Annotated in this window: 20 protein-coding genes and 1 pseudogene; 8 read left to right on the top strand and 13 right to left on the bottom strand. The window is 59.6% G+C overall.

What is annotated here, in order from left to right; all coding sequences use genetic code 11:
* The 11 genes and pseudogenes from ACN0VH_RS14890 to ACN0VH_RS14940 form a co-directional block, all read right to left on the bottom strand.
* The coding region (locus ACN0VH_RS14890; protein WP_417701162.1) for a transposase at positions 1 to 172 on the bottom strand (172 nt) is incomplete at its 3' end.
* Between the two features lie 62 nt (positions 173 to 234).
* Positions 235 to 1,035, bottom strand: a complete 801-nt coding sequence (locus tag ACN0VH_RS14895) for an HpcH/HpaI aldolase/citrate lyase family protein (protein ID WP_417701028.1) — start codon at positions 1,033 to 1,035, stop codon at positions 235 to 237.
* Positions 1,032 to 1,496, bottom strand: a complete 465-nt coding sequence (locus tag ACN0VH_RS14900; protein WP_417701029.1) for a RidA family protein — start codon at positions 1,494 to 1,496, stop codon at positions 1,032 to 1,034. The genes ACN0VH_RS14895 and ACN0VH_RS14900 overlap by 4 nt, the downstream gene beginning before the upstream one ends.
* Before the next feature lie 3 nt (positions 1,497 to 1,499).
* The gene (locus tag ACN0VH_RS14905; RefSeq protein WP_417701030.1) at positions 1,500 to 2,384 is read right to left on the bottom strand and encodes a PhzF family phenazine biosynthesis protein; all 885 of its coding nucleotides are present in this window, start codon (positions 2,382 to 2,384) and stop codon (positions 1,500 to 1,502) included.
* Positions 2,359 to 3,276 carry a ketopantoate reductase family protein gene (locus tag ACN0VH_RS14910; RefSeq protein WP_417701031.1) on the bottom strand — a complete coding sequence of 306 codons (918 nt, stop codon included), beginning with the start codon at positions 3,274 to 3,276 and terminating at the stop codon, positions 2,359 to 2,361. Before ACN0VH_RS14910 ends, ACN0VH_RS14905 begins: the two co-directional genes overlap by 26 nt.
* Before the next feature lie 42 nt (positions 3,277 to 3,318).
* Entirely contained in the window at positions 3,319 to 4,773 is a 1,455-nt protein-coding gene (locus ACN0VH_RS14915; RefSeq protein ID WP_417701032.1) for an aldehyde dehydrogenase family protein, read from the bottom strand.
* An 88-nt stretch (positions 4,774 to 4,861) separates the two neighbouring features.
* Positions 4,862 to 5,644 (bottom strand): enoyl-CoA hydratase/isomerase family protein, encoded by a 783-nt coding sequence (locus ACN0VH_RS14920; RefSeq protein WP_417701033.1) that lies wholly within the window; start codon positions 5,642 to 5,644, stop codon positions 4,862 to 4,864.
* A gap of 212 nt (positions 5,645 to 5,856) precedes the next feature.
* A complete protein-coding gene (locus tag ACN0VH_RS14925; RefSeq protein ID WP_417701164.1) occupies positions 5,857 to 5,982 on the bottom strand; it encodes a hypothetical protein in 126 nt (41 codons plus the stop codon).
* A gap of 16 nt (positions 5,983 to 5,998) precedes the next feature.
* Positions 5,999 to 6,427: an NAD-binding protein gene (locus ACN0VH_RS14930; RefSeq protein WP_417701166.1), complete on the bottom strand. Its 429-nt coding sequence runs from the start codon at positions 6,425 to 6,427 to the stop codon at positions 5,999 to 6,001.
* A pseudogene (locus ACN0VH_RS14935) lies at positions 6,401 to 6,895 on the bottom strand (NAD(P)-dependent oxidoreductase); the annotation flags it as partial. The pseudogene ACN0VH_RS14935 and the gene ACN0VH_RS14930, both read right to left, overlap by 27 nt.
* Before the next feature lie 1,093 nt (positions 6,896 to 7,988).
* Positions 7,989 to 8,861, bottom strand: coding sequence for a LysR substrate-binding domain-containing protein (locus tag ACN0VH_RS14940; protein ID WP_417701034.1), 873 nt, complete (start codon positions 8,859 to 8,861; stop codon positions 7,989 to 7,991).
* 105 nt (positions 8,862 to 8,966) lie between these two features.
* Between ACN0VH_RS14940 and ACN0VH_RS14945 the strand changes: the two genes are divergently transcribed.
* Genes ACN0VH_RS14945 through ACN0VH_RS14975 form a run of 7 tightly spaced genes read left to right on the top strand, consistent with a single transcriptional unit; the run spans position 8,967 to position 15,826 of the window.
* On the top strand, positions 8,967 to 10,082 hold the full coding sequence (locus ACN0VH_RS14945) for a polyamine ABC transporter substrate-binding protein (RefSeq protein WP_417701035.1): 1,116 nt from the start codon (positions 8,967 to 8,969) through the stop codon (positions 10,080 to 10,082).
* Between the two features lie 57 nt (positions 10,083 to 10,139).
* Positions 10,140 to 11,027 carry an ABC transporter permease gene (locus ACN0VH_RS14950; RefSeq protein ID WP_417701036.1) on the top strand — a complete coding sequence of 296 codons (888 nt, stop codon included), beginning with the start codon at positions 10,140 to 10,142 and terminating at the stop codon, positions 11,025 to 11,027.
* A 3-nt stretch (positions 11,028 to 11,030) separates the two neighbouring features.
* Positions 11,031 to 11,852 (top strand): ABC transporter permease, encoded by an 822-nt coding sequence (locus tag ACN0VH_RS14955; protein WP_417701037.1) that lies wholly within the window; start codon positions 11,031 to 11,033, stop codon positions 11,850 to 11,852.
* The gene (locus ACN0VH_RS14960) at positions 11,849 to 12,967 is read left to right on the top strand and encodes an ABC transporter ATP-binding protein (RefSeq protein ID WP_417701038.1); all 1,119 of its coding nucleotides are present in this window, start codon (positions 11,849 to 11,851) and stop codon (positions 12,965 to 12,967) included. The genes ACN0VH_RS14955 and ACN0VH_RS14960 overlap by 4 nt, the downstream gene beginning before the upstream one ends.
* On the top strand, positions 12,964 to 14,232 hold the full coding sequence (locus ACN0VH_RS14965) for an amidase family protein (RefSeq protein ID WP_417701039.1): 1,269 nt from the start codon (positions 12,964 to 12,966) through the stop codon (positions 14,230 to 14,232). The genes ACN0VH_RS14960 and ACN0VH_RS14965 overlap by 4 nt, the downstream gene beginning before the upstream one ends.
* The gene (locus tag ACN0VH_RS14970) at positions 14,229 to 15,122 is read left to right on the top strand and encodes a polysaccharide deacetylase family protein (protein WP_417701040.1); all 894 of its coding nucleotides are present in this window, start codon (positions 14,229 to 14,231) and stop codon (positions 15,120 to 15,122) included. The genes ACN0VH_RS14965 and ACN0VH_RS14970 overlap by 4 nt, the downstream gene beginning before the upstream one ends.
* Before the next feature lie 2 nt (positions 15,123 to 15,124).
* Positions 15,125 to 15,826: a DUF1989 domain-containing protein gene (locus ACN0VH_RS14975; protein WP_417701041.1), complete on the top strand. Its 702-nt coding sequence runs from the start codon at positions 15,125 to 15,127 to the stop codon at positions 15,824 to 15,826.
* A 74-nt stretch (positions 15,827 to 15,900) separates the two neighbouring features.
* Here ACN0VH_RS14975 and ACN0VH_RS14980 read toward each other — a convergent pair whose 3' ends face one another.
* Positions 15,901 to 16,569 carry an FMN-dependent NADH-azoreductase gene (locus ACN0VH_RS14980; protein ID WP_278921426.1) on the bottom strand — a complete coding sequence of 223 codons (669 nt, stop codon included), beginning with the start codon at positions 16,567 to 16,569 and terminating at the stop codon, positions 15,901 to 15,903.
* An 88-nt stretch (positions 16,570 to 16,657) separates the two neighbouring features.
* On the opposite strand from ACN0VH_RS14980, the gene ACN0VH_RS14985 reads away from it, so the two are divergent.
* Complete coding sequence (locus ACN0VH_RS14985) at positions 16,658 to 17,587, top strand: LysR substrate-binding domain-containing protein (RefSeq protein ID WP_417701042.1); 930 nt, start codon at positions 16,658 to 16,660, stop codon at positions 17,585 to 17,587.
* A gap of 74 nt (positions 17,588 to 17,661) precedes the next feature.
* On the opposite strand, the gene ACN0VH_RS14990 is transcribed toward ACN0VH_RS14985, so the two are convergent.
* Positions 17,662 to 19,272 carry an ATP-binding protein gene (locus ACN0VH_RS14990; protein ID WP_417701043.1) on the bottom strand — a complete coding sequence of 537 codons (1,611 nt, stop codon included), beginning with the start codon at positions 19,270 to 19,272 and terminating at the stop codon, positions 17,662 to 17,664.
* Between the last annotated feature and the right edge of the window lie 4 nt (positions 19,273 to 19,276).

Raw genomic sequence — 19,276 nt, forward strand, 5'->3', positions numbered from 1 at the left:
TGTGCGGACCATACTCCTTGGGGGCATCTCGCCAGCGCAAGCCATTGCGATTGATGAAGATAATGCCACTCAGCACACGCCGATCATCCACACGTGGTTTGCCATGGGGCTTCGGAAAGTAGGGCTCCAAACGCGCCATCTGCGCGTCCGTCAGCCCAAAAAAATCGCTCATATCATCGCTCATTTTTCGACCGATGAATCACCCCGCCATACGGAAATCAATGGGTCCTGACCCTAAGACCCGGAATGACCCGCTTGCTTTAGGATCGAGCGAGCACGAAGGCGTACCGGTTCGTCCACCATCGCGCCATCCACTTGAACCGCACCGTCGCCCGAAGCCAACACGTGGCGAGCCCAGTCGATTTGCGATTGGCTTGGCGCAAAGGCACGTAACACGGGCGAAATCTGTTTGGGATGAATGCATAACTTGCCGGTCATCCCGATTTCCCTGGCATGTGCCGCGTCTTCGGATGTTGCGGACAGATCATCAAGCAGGACGGTCACCCCGTCGAGCGGAGCAGAAATGCCCGCAAGACGCGAGGCTAGGACGAGTTCAAAACGCGCGGGAGCCAGCACCTCGCGGGTATGGGCGCAGCCGAGATCGGCGCAGAAATCGACCGATCCGAACGCAAGTCGAACAACACCCTTTGCCGCAGCGATCTCGCGCGCATTGGCGAGGCCACGTGCAGTTTCAATCAGTGCAATGGCCGGACACGGCACTATGTCGGCCAATGACCCGATCTGCTGGGGGTCCTCCGCCTTGGGGAGCATGATCGCGTCGGGGCGCAACTTGGCCACTGCGGCCAGATCGGCGTCAAACGCGGCGGTTCCGATGGCGTTGATGCGGACAATCACGGGCTTATCCGTGAAATCGCGGCGCAACGCAGCTCTGGCCGCGTTCTTGGCATCCGCCGCCACCGCGTCCTCAAGATCAAGGATCACTGCATCAGCCCCCGAAGCGGCGGCTTTTGCAAAACGCTCGGGCCGGTTCGCGGGCACAAAAAGCGGCGCCCTGATCGCTTCCAGCGCACTCATTCCTTAACGATGACGATGGCTTCGATCTCGACCATGACCCCAAGCGGAAGGGAACCCATGCCGACAGCCGCGCGTGCATGATATCCTGCCTCGCCGAGAACCTCGACAAACAGTTCGGAACAACCGTTGATGACTTTGGCGTGATCGACGAAATCCGGTGTCGCGTTAACCATACCGGTAACTTTGGCCACCGCCTCGACGGCCGACAGATCCCCGACGACAGATTTCACCACCGACAAGAGTTGCAGCCCGACATTGCGTGCCGCCGCATAGCCTTGTTCGATCGTCGCATCTTCCCCCAGACGGCCGGTAATGAACGTCCCATCGGGATTGCGCGGAATCTGGCCAGACAGATACAGCGTGTTTCCGATCTTTCGCACGGGTCGGTAAACGGCCAGCGGGTCAGGCGCTTTTGGCAAAGTCAGGCCGAGCGCTTCGAGTTTCTGTTCAGGTGTCGTCATGTCTCAGTCCTCGATCTCTTGCGGTTCACGGATGCTGCGGGCCTCTCCGGTAACGCGGATGCTGGCGCCCCGTTCCGGCGTGATCTCGGTGATCAGCCGCGAGGGCACGCCCATATCCTCGCCCTGTCGGATGGTTGCGCGGCCCTGATGCGGCCAGTCGATGTCGCGCAAGTATCCTGCCAGAGCCGCAGCGGCGGCCCCCGTCGCAGGATCCTCAACGACGCCGCCGAGCGGGAACGGATTGCGCGCGTGGAACAGTTGCGCCGTCTCGGCGTAAACCAGATTGAACGTGATATAGCCCTCACGTTCGGCCAGCGCCTGCGCCCTAGCAAAATCATATTTCATCTCGCGCAGGGCCTCGCGGTCTTTCAGCGCAAGGATCAGGTGATCGCCGCCACCATGCGCGACGGCGGGTGGTATACGCGGGTCCAGACCGTCAGGCGAGAGACCGAAGATATCCAGCGCCTCCGTCAGGGTTGCGGCCGCGACAGGGCCACTGCGCGTCGGCGGCGATTGGAAGGCTGCCCCCCAGCTGGTGTCAGAGGAATGGCCTTCGACGGTGATGCGCGCGCGATTGATGTCGAGCGTGAACAGACCCGGCCCGGCATGGCGGGCCAGGGCGGCGCCAAGCGCAATCGTCGCATGGCCGCAGAAATCCACTTCGACCTCGGGTGCAAAGTATCTGACCCGCCAGGCATCGCCCTCGGGCGCCGCAAAAACGGTTTCCGAATAGCCGACTTTGGCCGCCACCTTCTGCATCACGGCCGGTTCAGGCAGGGTGTCACAGATCACCACACCCGCCGGGTTACCGCCATCCGATCCGCTCGAAAATGCGGAGATATGTTGTACTTTCAGCATATTATTACCCAGTTCTGTTCGTTTGGCCATCAACGATGTTCTTGCGCTCCGCACTTTTCACCAGCAAGGTCAGGGTGCGATTGATCGGAACGTCGATGCCCCGTTTAGCGGCTCGATTGACGATTTCCCCGTTGAGGTAGTCGATCTCAGTCGGTTTGCCGCGCCCCAGATCCTGTGCGGTCGAGGAATGCTGACCGGCCATTGTGACGGGTATGGTTCGGATCGTTTCGAACACCGCATCTGGTACAGAAATGCCCTCTGCCTGTGCGACCGAAAGGGCCTCGCGGGCAATATCCTGCATCAGTTCCGGCATGCCTTCCTGCGCGGCGATCTTGCCGTAGGGCAAACCTGTGATGGCCGACAGGGGATTGATGGCGCAATTTACGACCAGCTTGGCCCAAAGTGAAGCCATGACATCGTCAGACACGCGCGTCTCGACACCAGCAGCGTTGAAGATGCTGGCAATTTCCTCAGCACCTTGCCCCGACAGTTCCAGATCGCCGCGCCCTTCGTGACGCACAACCCCTTGGCCATTCATGTGGCTGGCGACATAGACCACGACGGGCAGTACCGGACGCCCGGTGATCTGCCCGAGGGTTTCGGCATTCGACACGCCGTTTTGCAGGCTGAGCACGGTGGAACCTGACGCCAGATGAGGTGCAATTTGCTGCCCGGCCTCACTGGTATCACCGGATTTTACACAAACCATCACTATCTCGGCGCTGCGGATCATTGAAGGATCGGTGCTGGCACTCACCTTGGCGACAAGCCGTTCATCGCCCTTCTCAAGGATCAGGCCATTCTGCGACACTGCATCGACGAAGGATGCCCGACCGATCAGCATGACCTCATGACCTGCGAGCGCAAGCATGGCACCATAATAACAGCCAACCGCTCCTGCCCCCATTACAGCAATTTTCATCAGACGCTCCCTTCGCTGAATTTGTTCAGTCTGGCGCGTGCGTCAGCCGAAATAGTTCACGACTGTCTTGATACGAGAGAACTCATGCAAGGCCACCAGCCCCTTTTCCCGCCCATGACCCGATTTCCGAACTCCGCCGAACGGCAGTTCGACGCCACCAGCCGCACCGAAATTGTTCACAAAGACTTGCCCACAAAGCAAGGCCTTGGCCACACGCTTCTGGCGCGCGCCATCGCGAGTCCAGACCGAGGCGACAAGACCATACTCCGTCCCGTTTGCGATGGTTATGGCTTCCACCTCGTCCTCGAACGGGATCACGCAAAGCACCGGGCCAAAGACCTCTTCCTGGGCAATACGCGAGTTGGGGTCGCAAGGACCAAACAGAACAGGTGCTACGTAAAATCCGTCATTCGGTGTGTTGGATCCTATCCGGCCCTTGGCAATAACAGGCTGATCCGACTCTGCGATATAACGCTCGACACGCTGCTTTTGTTTGGCGGAAATCAGGGGGCCCATGATATCGTCTTCGCCCGACGGCCCGACCTCGATCGCTTCGAACCGCGATTTCAATTCTGCGACGACCTGATCGTAGATGGGGCGATGGATCAAGACGCGACTGCCTGCCGAACAGGTCTGGCCAGCGTTCTGGATCAGCGCGTTCACCAGCACCGGAATTGCGGCGTCAAGATCGGCGTCCTCGAAAACGATCTGCGGAGACTTGCCGCCAAGTTCCAGGGTGCAGCCGACATAGTTCTTTGCCGCCGCGATCTGGATCATGGTGCCCACTTCGGGCGACCCGGTGAAAGAGATGAAATCCACGCCGTGATGTTCGGTCAGGGCCTTGCCGACGGTTTCACCACGACCGGTTACAACGTTGAAGACCCCTGCGGGAAATCCGACTTCGACGGCAAGCTCAGCAATCCGCAGGGCGCTCAGGCAGGCATCCTCGGACGGTTTCAGCACAACTGTATTGCCCATGGCAAGCGCAGGGGCGATGGACCGGCCGACCTGCTGCGCCGGGTAGTTCCAGGGCAGGATCACCGCGACGACGCCATGCGGCTCGCGGTACATCGCCACATCATAATTGTTCATGAACGGAATGACCTCGCCATGGACCTTGTCCGTGGCGCTTCCATAAAACTCGAAATAACGGGCCGCCATGGTCATGTCCGTGCGCGACTGCTTGATCGGCTTGCCGTTGTCGCGGGTCTCAAGCTGCGCCAAGGCTTCTTTTTCTTCGAGAATACGCTGGGAGAGCTTCAACATCAGCCGTCCGCGCTCAACAGCCGTCAGCTTCGACCAGGGCCCAGTCTCAAACGCATCTCGGGCCGCAGTGATGGCAAGATCGACATCTGCGGCATCACTATCCGGGATCTCGGAAAATGTCATCCCATCGACCGGAGATACGACCGGAAGGACACGCCCGGACTGAGCCGGAACCCAAGCGTTGCCGATCAGGTTCTGCGGCTTGGATATGCTGTTGTTGATCTCGTTCATCTTCAGTTCCTTTCTGGCGCCGATCACTCGGGCGCGCGCCGCCCGCGAGGCGCAAATATGGTGCGAATCCCTGCCGATTTCGGCGGCTTCAGTTCATCCCAAAGTTGGGCTCTTCCTTGGCAAAAAAGGCGCGAACGCCCTCCTCGCAGTCGGCCGAGGCAAAGACCTGGTCGCTGGCGTCGAGCGAGCGGGAGATCAATTCGGCGGTCGACAGCCGCGAAGCCTCTCCGATCAGGGCTTTGCACAGTCTGAGCGCCTTGGGCGGGCGCTTTGACATTTCCGTCGCAAGGGCCTTTGCGGCACTGGCAACATCGCCTTTCGGCACAACGCGGTCGATCAGCCCCCAGGCGAGTGCGGTTGGCGCATCCACTGGCTCTGTCAGGAAGATCAGTTGTTTCGTCTTGGCAGGTCCGATGCGGCGCACGGTCCGATAGGGGCCGCCGCTGCTGGGAAATACCCCAAGGCGCATTTCCGGCATCGCGAAACGGCAATCCTCTTCGACGACGATCAGGTCACAACACATGGCGATTTCCAGCCCCCCGCCAAAGGCGAGGCCGTGAATTGCTGCCACGACCGGTTTGGGGAAATTGGCCAGTTTCTCGAAAACCGCGTTCTGCCGCAGCAGTTTCAGTTCAACGACCTTGCCCGGTTCGTGAAAGTCGTCGAATTCGGAAATATCGGACCCGGCGCAGAATGCGCGGCCCGCGCCTCTCAGGACCACGGCACGCACCTCGTCATTCCTGCGCAGACCTTCAAGAATGCGATCGAGCTGCCCGGTCATTTCGATCTTGAACACGTTCAGCGGCGGGTTGTTCAACTTGATGGTGGCGATCCTGTCGTTCAACGACATTGTTACGTAAGGCTCTGCCATGGTTAGACTTTCTCGAATGTTGTCTGTATTTTAGCGGATTTTTTTGATGAGTCACTTCAGTCTATGATGGGCTCTTGCTTCAAACAATCTGCATAATCTTAACTATTATGCAGATCATATGAGCAATGGGATCAACGCAGAGAGTTGGAAGTTAATTCACTGAATCTGGTGGCAGCTGGTCAGTTCGATAGGTCCCATGGAAACAATGACACTTACGGAACGTCGCCGTGGCGGACCCTTCCGAGGATCAGTATGGAACCGATCGCGGATGTGGTGGCCGCCGAGGATCCGAAGGTCGCGGCAAGGATCATGCAGGCCACGACCGTTGTGTTGGCCAGGGCACCCGGACAGGCTTCAGGCTTGGGGTGATCGGAGCAGTTTTACCTGTTCGGGCATGAAGGCATCGCCTGCGCCCCTTTCGATCAGATCGCCCAGTGTCTCGTGAACCGCGTCGGCCACTTTTTGGGTGGCCCCAAGTTCATTTGCCATCGCAGTGTAATAGCTGGCATCCTTGTAGGCGTTGGCGATGGTGAAACGCAGCAGATCGGAATTGCCTTCAAGGATGTACGGCGCGACGCGTTCAAGCGCTGCGCCACCGGCACCGCCCTTGCGCAGGCAGTCCACCATTGCTTCGACATCCATCCCGTCCGAGATAGCACAGGCCGCAACTTCGGCGATCAGGGTGACGGTGCCGAGCGAGATGATGTTGTGGATCAGCTTCAGCTGGTGTCCGCTGCCGGGGCCGCCGGCGACAAAGATGTTCTCCGCAAAGGTCTTCAGCACCGGTCGGGCTTTGGCAATTGTGTCGCCCTCTCCCCCGACCAGCAGGTTGAGACGTCCTTCCTCAGCTTCCTTTGGTGTCCGGGTCATTGCCGCATCCACCAGTTCGCATCCGACGGAGCGCACCTTTGCGGCAAGGGCTCGGGTAGAACTTGGGATCGCGGTGGAACAATCGACTACGATCGTGCCGGGCCGCAAGGCTTCAAGCACGGCACCGGAGCCGATCAGCACATCCTCGACCTGCGGACTGCCGGTCACACACAGGATCAGGATGTCGCAAGTCTTGGCAAGAACCGCCGCCGTGTCATGACGGGTCGCACCCAATTCGATCAGGTCGTCCGTCGGCTGGTTCCCTGCATGATGCAGAAAATGCAATTCCCGGCCTTTGGCTGCAATGTTCTTCCCAATGCCATGCCCCATCAGCCCGACGCCAATCAATCCGATCTTTTGCACTTTGGCTTTCCTCCTCTTGTGTCTGGCACGGCGGGATGGAGCTGCACCCCGTTGTCAGTGCTTCCTTCACTTCCGCGCAACCATCTGCAGGCAACCCTACTGGTAATCCTGTCCTTCTTGGAAGCTGGCGGGTATGAGCTCTGACCAACGTTACGCAGCACCAATAATTTAGACAATCTTTAAAAACTTATATATTGTTCAGATAGATTGACAGGTGTCTGTGGATATTTGTACACTACCATACTCGCCGACGGGCTTGCCAATTTCGCTCTATAATATGTCTTTTCAACGGTCCCGATCAGCCAACGACGCCCTGCTTCAGGAAGTCTACATTCGCATTTGGAGGATATGGCCGATGGGACAGAGGCGGGAATGTCATGTCCAGGCGAATGATCGGTCAGAGATTGTTCAATCACAGTTCCGTTGCCCCGTCGAAAAGCGTTCGGGCTTAGCCGATGTGGCGGGCTAGAAACCGATGTCGACCGTGGCCCTTCTGCATTTTCTAGAATTCGCGTCTAGGGCGACCGAAACACCAAACTCATTGATGCACCCTTGAACCGAGATGAACGCGACGCCGCGCGACGCTACGCGATCGAAACATGAACATATTTTGCACACGATGCCATTCAACTTATTGAAATAACTTTTTAATCTCCAACATTCATCAGGGGGGGACGCAAAGACCATCCTCGAATGACCGCTTCGAAGCCGTTTTCCGACCTCTGTGTATATTGCAGAATTCGGTAATATGGGCTCGAAGCCGACCTCGGATGCAGCGCATCATTTCATGATAAGATGCAGTGTCAACGTTGGGTTGTCGATGTGGGAGGGCATGGTGGATTGGAGGAGCTGTAATGCAAACACCAAACTTACCTGCCATTCGCGCACTGCGTCCAACCCACTGTCGGTACTGTCAGCACTGTCAGCCGCATGGGACAGGCGTCGAGTGGTCCCTGCCTTGGTGTGTCCAGAGAGGGGAAGGCCACCTCTTTGGTTCCAGCTGGATAAGCTGCCAAGGGGTGCAGGGGGCTCGCGGCCCGTGCCCAGATCTATGTCTAGCCATATGTTAAACGTGGAAAGATGAATGCTGTCGATGCGGAGGCGATTGGGCTCATGTCTGTTTGGCGGCTCGCCTAACCCAATCGGCGAATGTCTTAACGCCGCGCTTGTTGCGCGACAGCGGATTGAGCACAAGGCAATAGGCAAATCCGCGCAGCTCAGGACCAGGGATTTGCCGGTAGCGGCCTGATTGCAGACCGTTTTCAACTAGCGCACTGCTGGACAAAAGCAGCCCCAGCCCCTGATCCAGCGCGTTAAAAGCCGCACTTTCATCGCTGAAACGGATAATGCGGTCCGACGGGAACGGTTCCCCGGCTTCCTTAAACCATTCTTCCCAGGTCGGGCCGCCCATGTCCGGGTTGCGCCAGCGGAATCCCAGCAACCGGTTGTCCTGCAAGCCGGTTTCCTGGCGGTCAGCCAGACTGACAGGGATGTAGCGATCCGAGAACAAAACCTCGGCCTCTTCATTCACCGAGGCCTGGTGGCCATATCGGATTGCCAGGTCCAGCCGATCAACCCGCAAGTCCAGAACGTCGTCATCGGTTTCGACCTCAACCCTGATCTCGCTGTGCTTGTCGAAAAAATCTGGCAGGCGCGGAACCAGCCAGCGTTCCGCAAAGGCATATGTGGTTGTGACCCGGACCAGCGATTGCTCGACGTCCTTGTCGAGCATGGCAAAGGCTTCGCCCAAGATATCAAAAGCCGTCTGCAGCTTGGGGAACAACTCTTGCCCAGCGGGAGTGAGGGCGATCTGACGGGGGCGGCGCTCTACCACCTGGTATCCAAGATAGGCTTCCAAATGTCTGATCTGGTGGCTGATGGCGGTGGCGGTGACGCTCAACTCTTCCGCAGCCTCGGCAAAACTGAGCCTCCGGGCGACCGCTTCGAAGGCTCGAATTGCGTTTAGCGGCGGCAGTTTACGCATGGCGTCGCCCACTTGCGCAAAGAAATCTCAGCTTGGCCTGACGAATGGTCATTTGTTTTTTGGCCTCCTCTTTCTGAAGCTTGTGGAATGAAAAGGGAGGGAAAAATGACACAAAGTATTATCACCACCCGGAGGCGGTTGATCAAGGGGGGTCTTGCGGCCGCGGCCGTCATCGCCACCCCGGCCGTCCTGCGCGCACAGGGCCGTCGCGACTTGTCGATGCTCACCTGGGCAGGCCATGCCGACCCCGACGTGATCGGCGCATTCGAGGAGACGCACAATGTTCGCATCCGTGCCAAGGAATATGTTGGCGGCGATCAAATGCTTGCGCAAATGGCGCAGTCTCCGGCCGGAACCTACGATGTAATCCTGTCGGATGCGGAATACGTCGTGCAATTGCAGCAAGCGGGCTTCATTGAGCCGCTGACGCCTGAGGACTACCCGTTCGACGACTTCTTTCCGGAGTTTCAGAATTTCCGCGGCCACTGGTTCGACGGTCAGCCCTATGCGGTCTTCCTGCGGTTCGGTTTCCTCGGGTTGTCTCATAACCGCACCGCGATGAGCGAGGCGGAAGCCCGTAGCTATCGCACCATGTGGGATCCGCAGCACGAGGGACGCATCGGCCATTTCGACTGGCATCTGCCCAACCTGGGCGCGTTGAGCCTCCTCAATGGCAACGCGTCGCCGTTTGACCTTGATGAGGCGCACTGGGCGGAACTGACCGAGACGATGATGTCGCTCCGGCCTCAGGTGCGCGGTTTCTATGACTACGGCGGGATGCTGTCGGCGCTGCGTTCGGGCGAGGTTTCCGCAATCCCCGGCATCGGCGACTGGATCACCGGCGTGCTGGCCCGCGATGGTGCGGATGTCACCACGACCATCCCCGAGGAAGGTGGCCTGCAATGGACCGAGTCGCTGTCGATCGGTGCGCAGTCAGAAAACCAGGATCTGGCCCGGACATTCATCCAATACATGCTGTCGCCAGAGGGGCAGGTAAAGACCGCCACGCTCAAGGCGTATCCGGCGATGATCCCGACGCGGGCGGGCTGGGCGCGGCTGAATGATGAACTGCCGGGAGAGGCGCAGCGCCAGAACATGGTGCTGAACGGTCCCAATGCACTTGATGAGATCCGCGCCGGGCGCATCCGGCTGCGGGAGCTTCCGGTACAGCAATCTCTGGAAACCTGGAACGATGCCTGGACGCGTTACAAAAACGCCTGATGTCCGGTCCGGCCCCGGCGCAATCGTCGGGGCGGCAGCCTTATCGGAGATATCGACATGACTTCCTCTGCTTTCCCGGCCCGCACCTCGGGGCGCCGGTTCCACTTTCTCTTTAACCGTGCCTGGCAGGCGCTTTGGGTCCTGCCGCTGCCTGCCTGGCTGCTGCTGTTCTTTGCAGTGCCGCTTGGCTTTCTGGTGGCGATTTCATTCTGGTCCGTGGTGAACTACCGGCTGACGCCGGACGCCACGCTGTCGGCCTGGCGCTATGTTCTAGGCCTCGACTTCCTCTGGGCCAGTTTCTGGCGCAGCTACGGCCTGTCGATGGCCAGCGCGGTCGCGATTTCTCTGCTGGCCTTTCCGGCCTCCTACGCGATGGCCTTTGTCGCAGCCCCGCGCCAGCGGCTGATCCTGCTGGGGTTTGCGATTGCGCCGTTTTTCACGAGCTATCTCGTCCGCATCTATTCCTGGCAGGTCTTCCTGACAGAAGGCGGCGTGATCTCCTCCGTTGTTCAGGCGTTCGGTGGCAAGGGGGAAAGCCTTCTCAACACCTATTTCGCGCTGTTTCTCGGCCATGCAACGCTGGCGCTGCCGGTGGTCCTGATCCTGCAGACCATCGCCCTTGCCAATGTGGACCGGACCGGGATTTCGGCCGCCGCCAACCTTGGCGCCCGTCCCGGAGCCATCCTGTTCCGCGTCATCCTGCCCGCAGCCCGGCCCGGGCTGACGCTGGGGCTGCTGTTTGCCTTCCTGCTGTCCTATGCCGAGTTCGTCAGCGCCTCCTATCTGGGCGGCGGCACCTTCCAAACCCTGCCGATCCTCGTGACGGACCTTGTTCGGGCCGGTCAGCAATGGCCGCGCGCCGCCGTGGTGTCGCTGCTGATGATCGCCAGCCTGCTGGTCACCGCCTTTGTAACCGTCCTCTGGGCCTACCGCGAGAAAGGATAAGACATGCCTCCGCATCTGAAACACGCCTTGCCAAAAGCATTCTGGATTGCCGGACTCGCATTGGTTTTCCTGCTGCTCTACGCACCGATCCTGTCGGCGGTCCTGTTTTCCTTCAGCGCTGACCGCTTCCCAAGCCTCGATATGTCCGGGTTCAGCACCAAATGGTACGCGCAGGTCCTGACCGACCGCGCCATGCTAGAGGCCCTCGGCAACAGCCTGACGGTTGCGGGGATCACCGCGCTGATTGCCACAGCCCTGGGATTTGCCGCAGCCTATGCGGATTATCGTTTCCGGTTCTTTGGCCAGAAGGCCGTGCTGGCGCTGGCCTTGCTGCCGCCGACGGTGCCGCTGGTCATCCTGGGTTTGGCGATGCTGGCTTTCTTCTCCCGCATCGGCATTGCCGGCACGCTTGCGGCCGTGGTTGCCGCGCATGTCGTGATCGCCGCGCCCTTTGCGATGGCGGTCTGCCGTCTGCGGCTGGCGCAACTGGATGAGACGCTGGAAACCGCAGCCCAGAACCTCGGTGCCCTGCCGCATTCCGCGCTCGCCCGCATCGTGCTGCCGCATACGTTGCCCGCCATCCTCGCTGCCTTTCTGATCACCTTTGCCGTGTCATTCGACGAATATGTGATCTCCTGGTTCACGGGTGGCTTGAACCAGACCATTCCCGTTGCGGTTCTGACCACGCTTCAGGGGCAGGTCGACCCGACCATCCACGTCATCGGCACATTGAGTTTTTCCGTCACCCTGACGCTGGTTCTGATCGCGCTTGCCGTGGTCCTGCGCCAGAGCGGCGGCGCCATGTCCAAGGAGGAGACATCATGACCAACACACATCTGAAACTGGCGGGGCTTGCCAAGTCCTATGGTAACTTCATCGCCGTCGAAGAGTTTTCGCTGGATATTGCGCAAGGGGAGTTCATCGCAATCATGGGGCCGTCCGGCTGTGGCAAGACCACGAGCCTGCGCATGCTTGCCGGTCTTGAAACCGCAGACCGGGGTGAGATCACCCTTGCGGGCAACCGGATCGACCAACTGCCGGTCTGGGAGCGGGAAACCCCCATGGTCTGGCAAAGCCTGGCGCTGTTTCCCTTCATGACCGTGCGCGAAAACGTCGAGTTCGGACTAAAGATGCGCGGCGTTGCCGGGGCAGAGCGCCGCCGCCGCGCCGACGACTGGCTGGAACGGCTGGGCATTTCCACCTACGCAGACCGCAATGTCGCGCGTCTGTCAGGCGGTCAGCGCCAGCGCGTTGCCCTTGCCCGCAGCCTGGTGCTGGAACCCAAAGTGCTGCTCTTGGACGAGCCGCTTTCGGCGCTCGACGCCCATATGGCAATCAAGATGCAGGGAGAGCTGAAGAAGCTCCAGCGCGAGCTCGGTATCACCTTTGTCTATGTCACCCACAGCCATTCAGAGGCCTTTTCGCTCGCCGACCGGGTTGTCATCATGAACGCTGGCAGGGTCGAACAAATTGGCAGCCCGCAGGACATCTTCCTGCGGCCGCGCAGCAAATTTGTTGCGCGGTTTGTCGGTGGGATCAGCCTGCTGGAAGGAAAGGTTTCGGGCAACGAGGACGGCAAACGCTTCCTGGACACACGCGACGGCAAAGTCCGGCTTTCCCACAGCTGCGGGCTGGCCGAAGGCGCAGCCGCAGATCTGGCTGTGCGGGCGGACAGGATCTCCGTTACGGTTGAGCCGGGCTGGGGCGAAAACGAAATCGCCTGCACGCTGGTATCAGAGGAATTTGCCGGGGCCGTCGTCAATTTGCACCTGGAAACCGCATCTGGCCACAGCCTTGTGGCACAACTCCAACAGCGCGACCTAGAGCAGTTGGACGCAAGCATCGGCGCGCGGGTCTATGCGTCCTGGCACTCCGATGACGGCTTTCTTCTGGAGAGTGCGCGACAATCGGGACCGGGTCCCAAGGTGAGGGCTGCATGAGGTCTGTTGTCGACAATACCGTGGACGCTCTGCGGCGAGCCGGGCGGGAAGGGGAGGTTTTTCTGTCCCTGTTGCCGGACCGTGCCCGTGCGGAAGCGCGTCAAAGCGATGATCGCATCGAAAGATTGGGCCCCCTGGATGGGAGCACGGTCTCTTGGAAGGATATGATTGCGATCAAGGGCGTCACCGCGCGTGCAGGCTCCTCGCACTGGCGTGCGGAGGCGCCCGCGGCTGCGGATGCAGAGGTCGTGGATCGGGCCAGCAAAGCCGGTCTGGTCAGTATCGGCGTCACCAATCAATCGGAGCTGGCGTTCTCTGGCATCGGGTACAATCCGCACCACGGCACTCCGCTCCTCGACGGGCGGGTACCGGGCGGGTCCTCCTCGGGGGCTGCGGCCTCTGTTGCGCGTGGGATCACCCGCCTCGCAGTCGGCACCGATACTGCAGGCTCCTGCCGGGTGCCTGCGGCGTTTCAGGGCGTGGTGGGCTTTCGGCCCACGCGCGGACGGTATCCGATGAGCGGCGTGATGCCACTCGCGCCCAGCTATGACACGGTTGGCAGCTTTGCTCGTTCGGTTGCCGATATCATCAAGCTGGATGCCATTCTGTCCGGCGATGCAGCCAGCCCGGACGCGGCCAGCGGCCTTTCGGTGCTCAGCGACGTGCTCGACGGGGGCGGAGTTGCCGCGCCGGTCTCCCAGCGCTGCGAGGAGGCGGTGACAGCTCTCGAACAGGCGGGCGTCTTGATGGAGCACACCAGACAGTCGCCTTTGGATGAGGCGCTGGCGCTGATCCGCGCGGGCGGCTGGCCGGGCGCCATTGAGGCGGTCGAAACCTATGGGCACCTGCTCGAAACCGAGAACGCTCATCACCTTGACCCCTTTGTCGCGGCGCGGCTGCGTGCGTCGGCCGGTCTGGACCCGGACAAGATCGCGCGCGTCAAACAGGGCGCCAGAGCGTTGCGCGAAACGGTCCGGGCCTCCGATACCATCTACCTCCTGCCGACGGTTGCCATCGAAGCCCCGCACTTGGCGCCGCTGCTGGAAGATCCCGAAACCTTTGCCGCAGCAAATACTGCGGCTCTACGCCTGACCATGCCAGCGAGCCTGCTGGACTTGCCCGCCATTTCTTTGCCAGCCGGGAAAACGGACGGGGGGGCTTGGGTGGGATTGCAGTTGGTCGGTCCGCCAGACAGTGACCGCACCCTGCTTGCCACTGCGGCAATGGTCGAAACGCTGCTGATGCAAAAGGAAACCCTGACATGATCCGTAACCCGATAGAATGGCCAAACGGTGCCCGCTGTGCCTGTGCGATCACGTTTGACGTGGATGCCGACAGCCTGATCCACATCGCCCGTCCGGACGATGGGCACCGTCGCCTCTACCCGATCAGCATGGGCCGCTATGGCCCGAATTCCGGTGTGCCGCGTATTCTTGAAACCTACCGGCGGTTGGGGCTCAAACAGTCCTTTTTCATGCCTGGCTGGGTGATGGAGCAATACCCCGAAACGGTCGAGGCGATCCTCTCCGGCGGGCATGAGATCGGTCACCATGGGTATCTGCACGAAGACCCTGCTGAACAGAGCGCCGAGGAACAGACCTATTGGTTCGAACGCGCGCTCGAGGTGCACCGGGAGATGACCGGCAGCACCCCGCGCGGCTATCGCGCCCCGGTCTACAATGTCACCCCCGAGGTGCTGTCGCTCGCGGTGAAGCACGGGTTGACCTATGAAAGCTCGATGATGGCGGACGATCTGCCCTATCGGATCGACACCGCATCCGGGGCTCTGTTCGAATTGCCGGTGCATTGGGGCAGCGATGACTGGCCGCCTTTCGCGCATTTCGACGAGATCGGCTACAAGATGCCGGTGATGTCGCCACGCCGCGGGCTGGAGGCCTCCTTTGAGGAGTTTGAGGCGCAATACGAGGCTGGCGGGCTCTGGATCGGGATATGGCACCCGTTCCTGACCGGGCGGCTGGCCCGCTGGCGGGTGGTGGAGCGGTGGCTTGAAGAGGTGCTGTCGCGAGGCGATGTCTGGTTCGCACCGCTGGAAGAGATCGCCGCCTACGCCGCAAGCAAGGAGGCCGAAGGGGCCTGGCAGCCGCATCGTGAGCCCGCCGCCCCCTATACACATCCCGTCCTGATGGAGAAATGATGATGGATAACCTCAATACCCCGTTTGATGCCGCACAGCCCGACGGTGAAAACCCGAGCACACATCAGACGCTTGCAGAGGATGGCCGCCTCAGCCCCGATACCACCTACACCATTCCCGCCCGTCAGGGCCGGGCGATGCGCGTGAAAAAGGGGGAGCTGCTGTCGGTTATCAACCGTGACGGCAGCCAGATCGGCGATCTCTGGGCCTTTGCCGAAGGTGACTGCAACGAATATCTGTCGATGGAGCACCTGCGCCCGACACTGCGTCGCATTTCGCCACGTCCCGGCGACGCGCTGGTGACCAACCGGCGGCGCCCAATCCTGACACTGGTTGAGGACAGCTCGCCCGGCGTTCACGACACGCTTGTCGCGTCCTGTGATATTCACCGGTATGCCCAACTTGGACATCACGGTTATCACGACAATTGCACCGACAACCTGCGCATGGCGCTGGGGGCAATCGGCTTGCGTCCGGCATCAGTACCTTGCCCGCTGAACCTCTGGATGAACACGCCTGTCGTCGAAGGTGGCGCGATGGAGTGGCGGCCCCCTGTCTCGACCAAAGGGGATCGTGTGCTGTTCCGCGCTGAAATGGACGCTGTGGTGGTGATTTCCTGCTGCCCGATGGACCTTCTGCCGATCAATGGTGAAGATGCTGAGCCAAGCGCGCTGGAGGTCAAGCTGCACCGGAAGCCCGAATGAACCTGACTGCAATACGAATTGATGGCGCGGATTTCGATCCGCGCCATCTAGCTTTACCGTTTCAAAGGGTTGTTTCAGGCCGCTTGCGCCGCCCCACCGGCCAGTTTCACGGCCAGGTCGCGGGTACGGGCCTCTGCCGATTCAACCGACGCCTCGTGACGTGCGTCTTTGAATTCCTGATATTCGATAGCGACCGTCTCGATGTCCGCCTGCGCTACGCCGAAGTAATGGGCACAAGCCGCCAGAGCCGGGTCAAGCGCGTTGAGATGGGCCCGCACACCACCTGGGGCAAAGCCGAATTCGCCACGCGACGACAGCACCACCAGCCGTTTTCCCGACAGGATCGGCTCGATCGGCGTGTCGCCGCGGGCAAGGTCAAAGGAAAAGGTCCGACCGATCCGCGCGATGTGGTCGATCCAGCCTTTCAGGGCGGTCGGCATTCCGTAGTTGTACATCGGCGCGCCCAGGACGATGATATCCGCCGCGATCACCTCATCGACCAACTCGTCGGACAGCGCCAGACGCTCTTTCATCCACGGCTCACGTTCGTCGGAGGGGGTAAAGGCTGCATGGATGAATTTATGGTCGATCGCAGGAACCGGGTTCAGGCCGACATCCCGGGTGATCACTTTCGTGTCCGGTGCCTGAGCCAGAAAGTTATGAGTGAACAACCCGGTCAGATGACGTGTGAGGGAGCGTTCTTCAAGCTGGGCGCTTGCATCGATTCGCAACAGAGTGGGCATGGGCAATCTCCTGAGTTTATGCACTGCGCATTACGCCTACCAAGCGGCCAACCCTCTGGCGAAGGCGAATTTTTCATGGTCAGGATGAATGAAATTCACCCTGGCTCCACCCCGAACGGAAAGGATTGAACCGATGCGGCGCCTGCCTCCGCTCCACGCGCTACGTGCTTTTGAAGCCGCCGCCCGGCATCTGCATTTCGCCCGAGCCGCGGCCGAGCTTCACCTGACGCCAACCGCGATCAGCCACCAGATCCGCCAGCTGGAAGAGATCCTGGAGGTGAAACTCTTCCACCGCTATCCGCGCCCGATCCGCCTGTCGGCAGAAGGCGCGGCATTGTATCCGGTGCTGCGCGAGAGTTTCGACCGCATGAGCAGTGCCATCGCAGGGATTTCGCAGCTGGATACGGACCGCCCGCTGACGGTTTCCGTCACGGTGGCTTTTGCCAGCCTCTGGCTCATGCGGCGCCTGCCCGCATTGCGCAGTCAGACCGGGCTGAACCTGAAGGTCGAGGCCGACAACCAGCCGGTAGACCTGTCCGGTAGCGATGTCGACTTTGCGGTTCGCTACGCAGTCCAGCCGCAGCCCCAAGATCATTGGCTGCCGCTGTTCGAAGACAGCCTGATTCCGCTCTGCGCGCCGGAACTGCTGCGCCGGACTCCGATCCACGATGACGCCGGTATTTTGCGCCTGCCGCTGATCCAGTACCGCTGGAATTGCGGCGCGGAAGCGTCGCCTAGCTGGCAGCGCTGGTCTCACGCAGCCGGGCTCGGGGGGGAGGTGCCGGAAATCACACAGCACTTTTCCGAGGAAATCAATGCCATTGACTCGGCGCTTGCAGGTCAGGGCGTGGTACTGGCTTCCAGCGTGTTGGCTGGCGCCGCTGTCGCAGCCGGGCACCTAGTGCGCCTGTCTGACGCGGTTTTGCCCGGCAGAACTTTTTGGGCGGTGAGCCGCAGCGATCATCCGCGTTTTGCCGAAGTGGAGCACTTTGCTTCATGGGCGCGTGCTTCCAGTTAGCCGCTGCATGCGCGTAATTCCGGAATATCCTGCGGTAAACCAAGCAAGACTTTAAAGGTTATGTGAGCAACGTTTCAATCCAATGAGCTCAGGCAGGTTATCAGCTCATGCTTTCGAAATGGCTTTGACAAAAAGCCATTCATGCCGTTTTCAGTACAGGCTTTTATGTCGCTTTTCTGTGCATTTGCGGTCAGCGCAATAATCTTACACGGTGCTCGCCCGGTATCTTTCTCGTGTTTGCGGATCCTTTGGGTCGCTTCGAGGCCGCCCATAACCGGCATGGAAAGATCCATCAGTATCAGATCGTATTCCGAAGCGAGATAGGCCTCAAGCGCGAGTGCTCCATTCGCTGCAAACTTGAGATCTACACCTGATTTATTGAGCATTTTTTCAACAATCAACTGATTGGTCAGATTGTCCTCGGCCACGAGTATTCGCAGTCCGTTCAGCCCTTTCAAATCGGTTGTCTCCGAAAAAACGGCTTCATGGGTGATACCTGTAGCTAACCGATCTGGCGATGGCGTCTCCTTTACTGCTGTGGAGATGTCGCCTGTCGAAGCCTGCGCCGTCAGGTCAAGCGATACGATAAAAGTCGAGCCTTCGCCGGGCGTAGAATCGACCGAGATCTCTCCCCCCATGCGCTCAACAAGTGCCTGTGAAATCGCGAGCCCAAGACCTGTGCCTTCCGAGACCGCTTTGGGCGAACCACCTGCTTGTTCAAAGGCTGAGAAGATGCTGCGCAGCTTGCTTTTCTCAATTCCGCAGCCAGTATCTGAAACCTGGAACCGAAGTGGGCCTGTCTGTCGCCCGTGATCATGGGAAACCGTGACTGAAACATGCCCTTCTTCAGTGAATTTTATCGCGTTACCTATCAGATTCAACAGGACTTGACGGACTTTGTTGACATCCCCGATGAACGTTGATGAGACGCCTTCTGGATAGTTCACACGAAAATCCAGCCCCTTGTAGGCCGTTTTTGCGGAAAGGAGTACTGCAATGTCCTCAACAAGAACACGCAATGAAAAAGGTTCATTCCGCAACGAGACCTTGTCCGCCGTTATCTGCGAATAATCTAACACCTCATTGATGATTTCCAGCAACGCATTGGCAGAATTGAAAATTGTACTCGCAAATAGCGACTGCTCGTGATCCAAGTTGGTCTCTCGCAACAACTCACAGATACCAAGAATGCCGTTCATAGGGGTCCTGATTTCATGGCTCATATTGGCCAAAAACCGTTCTTTGGCCTTGTTCGCTTCTTCCGCCTTTTCTTTGGCTATCCTGGTAAGCTCCAAAGCCGCGTCACGTTCGCGTTCAGAAGTCAGATCTTCCATTGAGCCAACGAGGTGAGTGAGCCGTCCCGCTTGATCAAAAACGGGGGTCATCGTGTTCCGAATGTATCGGGTCCCCGAAATGGCCGGCAAATTGATTTCATAGGTAGTTTCTTTGGCAGAACGCACCACGTCCTTTTGAACAGCAAGCGCTCGTTCTCCAGTAGAACCACCAAACAACTCTAAAGCTGACTTCCTGAACCAACCGTTCTCAGGGAGCTTGGCCATTTCCCGAGACCGCTTGTTAATCGCGATGTATCGGGGGATTCCGTCGTCACCGACCTCCAAAACGATTACAGCTATGCCCACAGCATCCAAAATGGCATAGAGTTCGTCTACTTGCAGTCGCTTCACGCGT

Origin of the sequence: Pseudophaeobacter sp. (genome assembly GCF_048267565.1) — a bacterium.
GTDB lineage: Bacteria > Pseudomonadota > Alphaproteobacteria > Rhodobacterales > Rhodobacteraceae > Pseudophaeobacter > Pseudophaeobacter profundi.

Excerpts from the sequence above, each read along its gene's own strand:
- ACN0VH_RS14950 (WP_417701036.1), top strand. The coding sequence starts at position 10,140 with ATGACTTCCTCTGCTTTCCCGGCCCGCACCTCGGGGCGCCGGTTCCAC.
- ACN0VH_RS14945 (WP_417701035.1), top strand. The coding sequence starts at position 8,967 with ATGACACAAAGTATTATCACCACCCGGAGGCGGTTGATCAAGGGGGGT.
- ACN0VH_RS14960 (WP_417701038.1), top strand. The coding sequence starts at position 11,849 with ATGACCAACACACATCTGAAACTGGCGGGGCTTGCCAAGTCCTATGGT.
- ACN0VH_RS14915 (WP_417701032.1), bottom strand. The coding sequence starts at position 4,773 with ATGAACGAGATCAACAACAGCATATCCAAGCCGCAGAACCTGATCGGC.
- ACN0VH_RS14965 (WP_417701039.1), top strand. The coding sequence starts at position 12,964 with ATGAGGTCTGTTGTCGACAATACCGTGGACGCTCTGCGGCGAGCCGGG.
- ACN0VH_RS14975 (WP_417701041.1), top strand. The coding sequence starts at position 15,125 with ATGGATAACCTCAATACCCCGTTTGATGCCGCACAGCCCGACGGTGAA.
- ACN0VH_RS14905 (WP_417701030.1), bottom strand. The coding sequence starts at position 2,384 with ATGGCCAAACGAACAGAACTGGGTAATAATATGCTGAAAGTACAACAT.
- ACN0VH_RS14985 (WP_417701042.1), top strand. The coding sequence starts at position 16,658 with ATGAAATTCACCCTGGCTCCACCCCGAACGGAAAGGATTGAACCGATG.
- ACN0VH_RS14895 (WP_417701028.1), bottom strand. The coding sequence starts at position 1,035 with ATGAGTGCGCTGGAAGCGATCAGGGCGCCGCTTTTTGTGCCCGCGAAC.
- ACN0VH_RS14920 (WP_417701033.1), bottom strand. The coding sequence starts at position 5,644 with ATGGCAGAGCCTTACGTAACAATGTCGTTGAACGACAGGATCGCCACC.
- ACN0VH_RS14955 (WP_417701037.1), top strand. The coding sequence starts at position 11,031 with ATGCCTCCGCATCTGAAACACGCCTTGCCAAAAGCATTCTGGATTGCC.
- ACN0VH_RS14900 (WP_417701029.1), bottom strand. The coding sequence starts at position 1,496 with ATGACGACACCTGAACAGAAACTCGAAGCGCTCGGCCTGACTTTGCCA.
- ACN0VH_RS14980 (WP_278921426.1), bottom strand. The coding sequence starts at position 16,569 with ATGCCCACTCTGTTGCGAATCGATGCAAGCGCCCAGCTTGAAGAACGC.
- ACN0VH_RS14970 (WP_417701040.1), top strand. The coding sequence starts at position 14,229 with ATGATCCGTAACCCGATAGAATGGCCAAACGGTGCCCGCTGTGCCTGT.
- ACN0VH_RS14940 (WP_417701034.1), bottom strand. The coding sequence starts at position 8,861 with ATGCGTAAACTGCCGCCGCTAAACGCAATTCGAGCCTTCGAAGCGGTC.
- ACN0VH_RS14910 (WP_417701031.1), bottom strand. The coding sequence starts at position 3,276 with ATGAAAATTGCTGTAATGGGGGCAGGAGCGGTTGGCTGTTATTATGGT.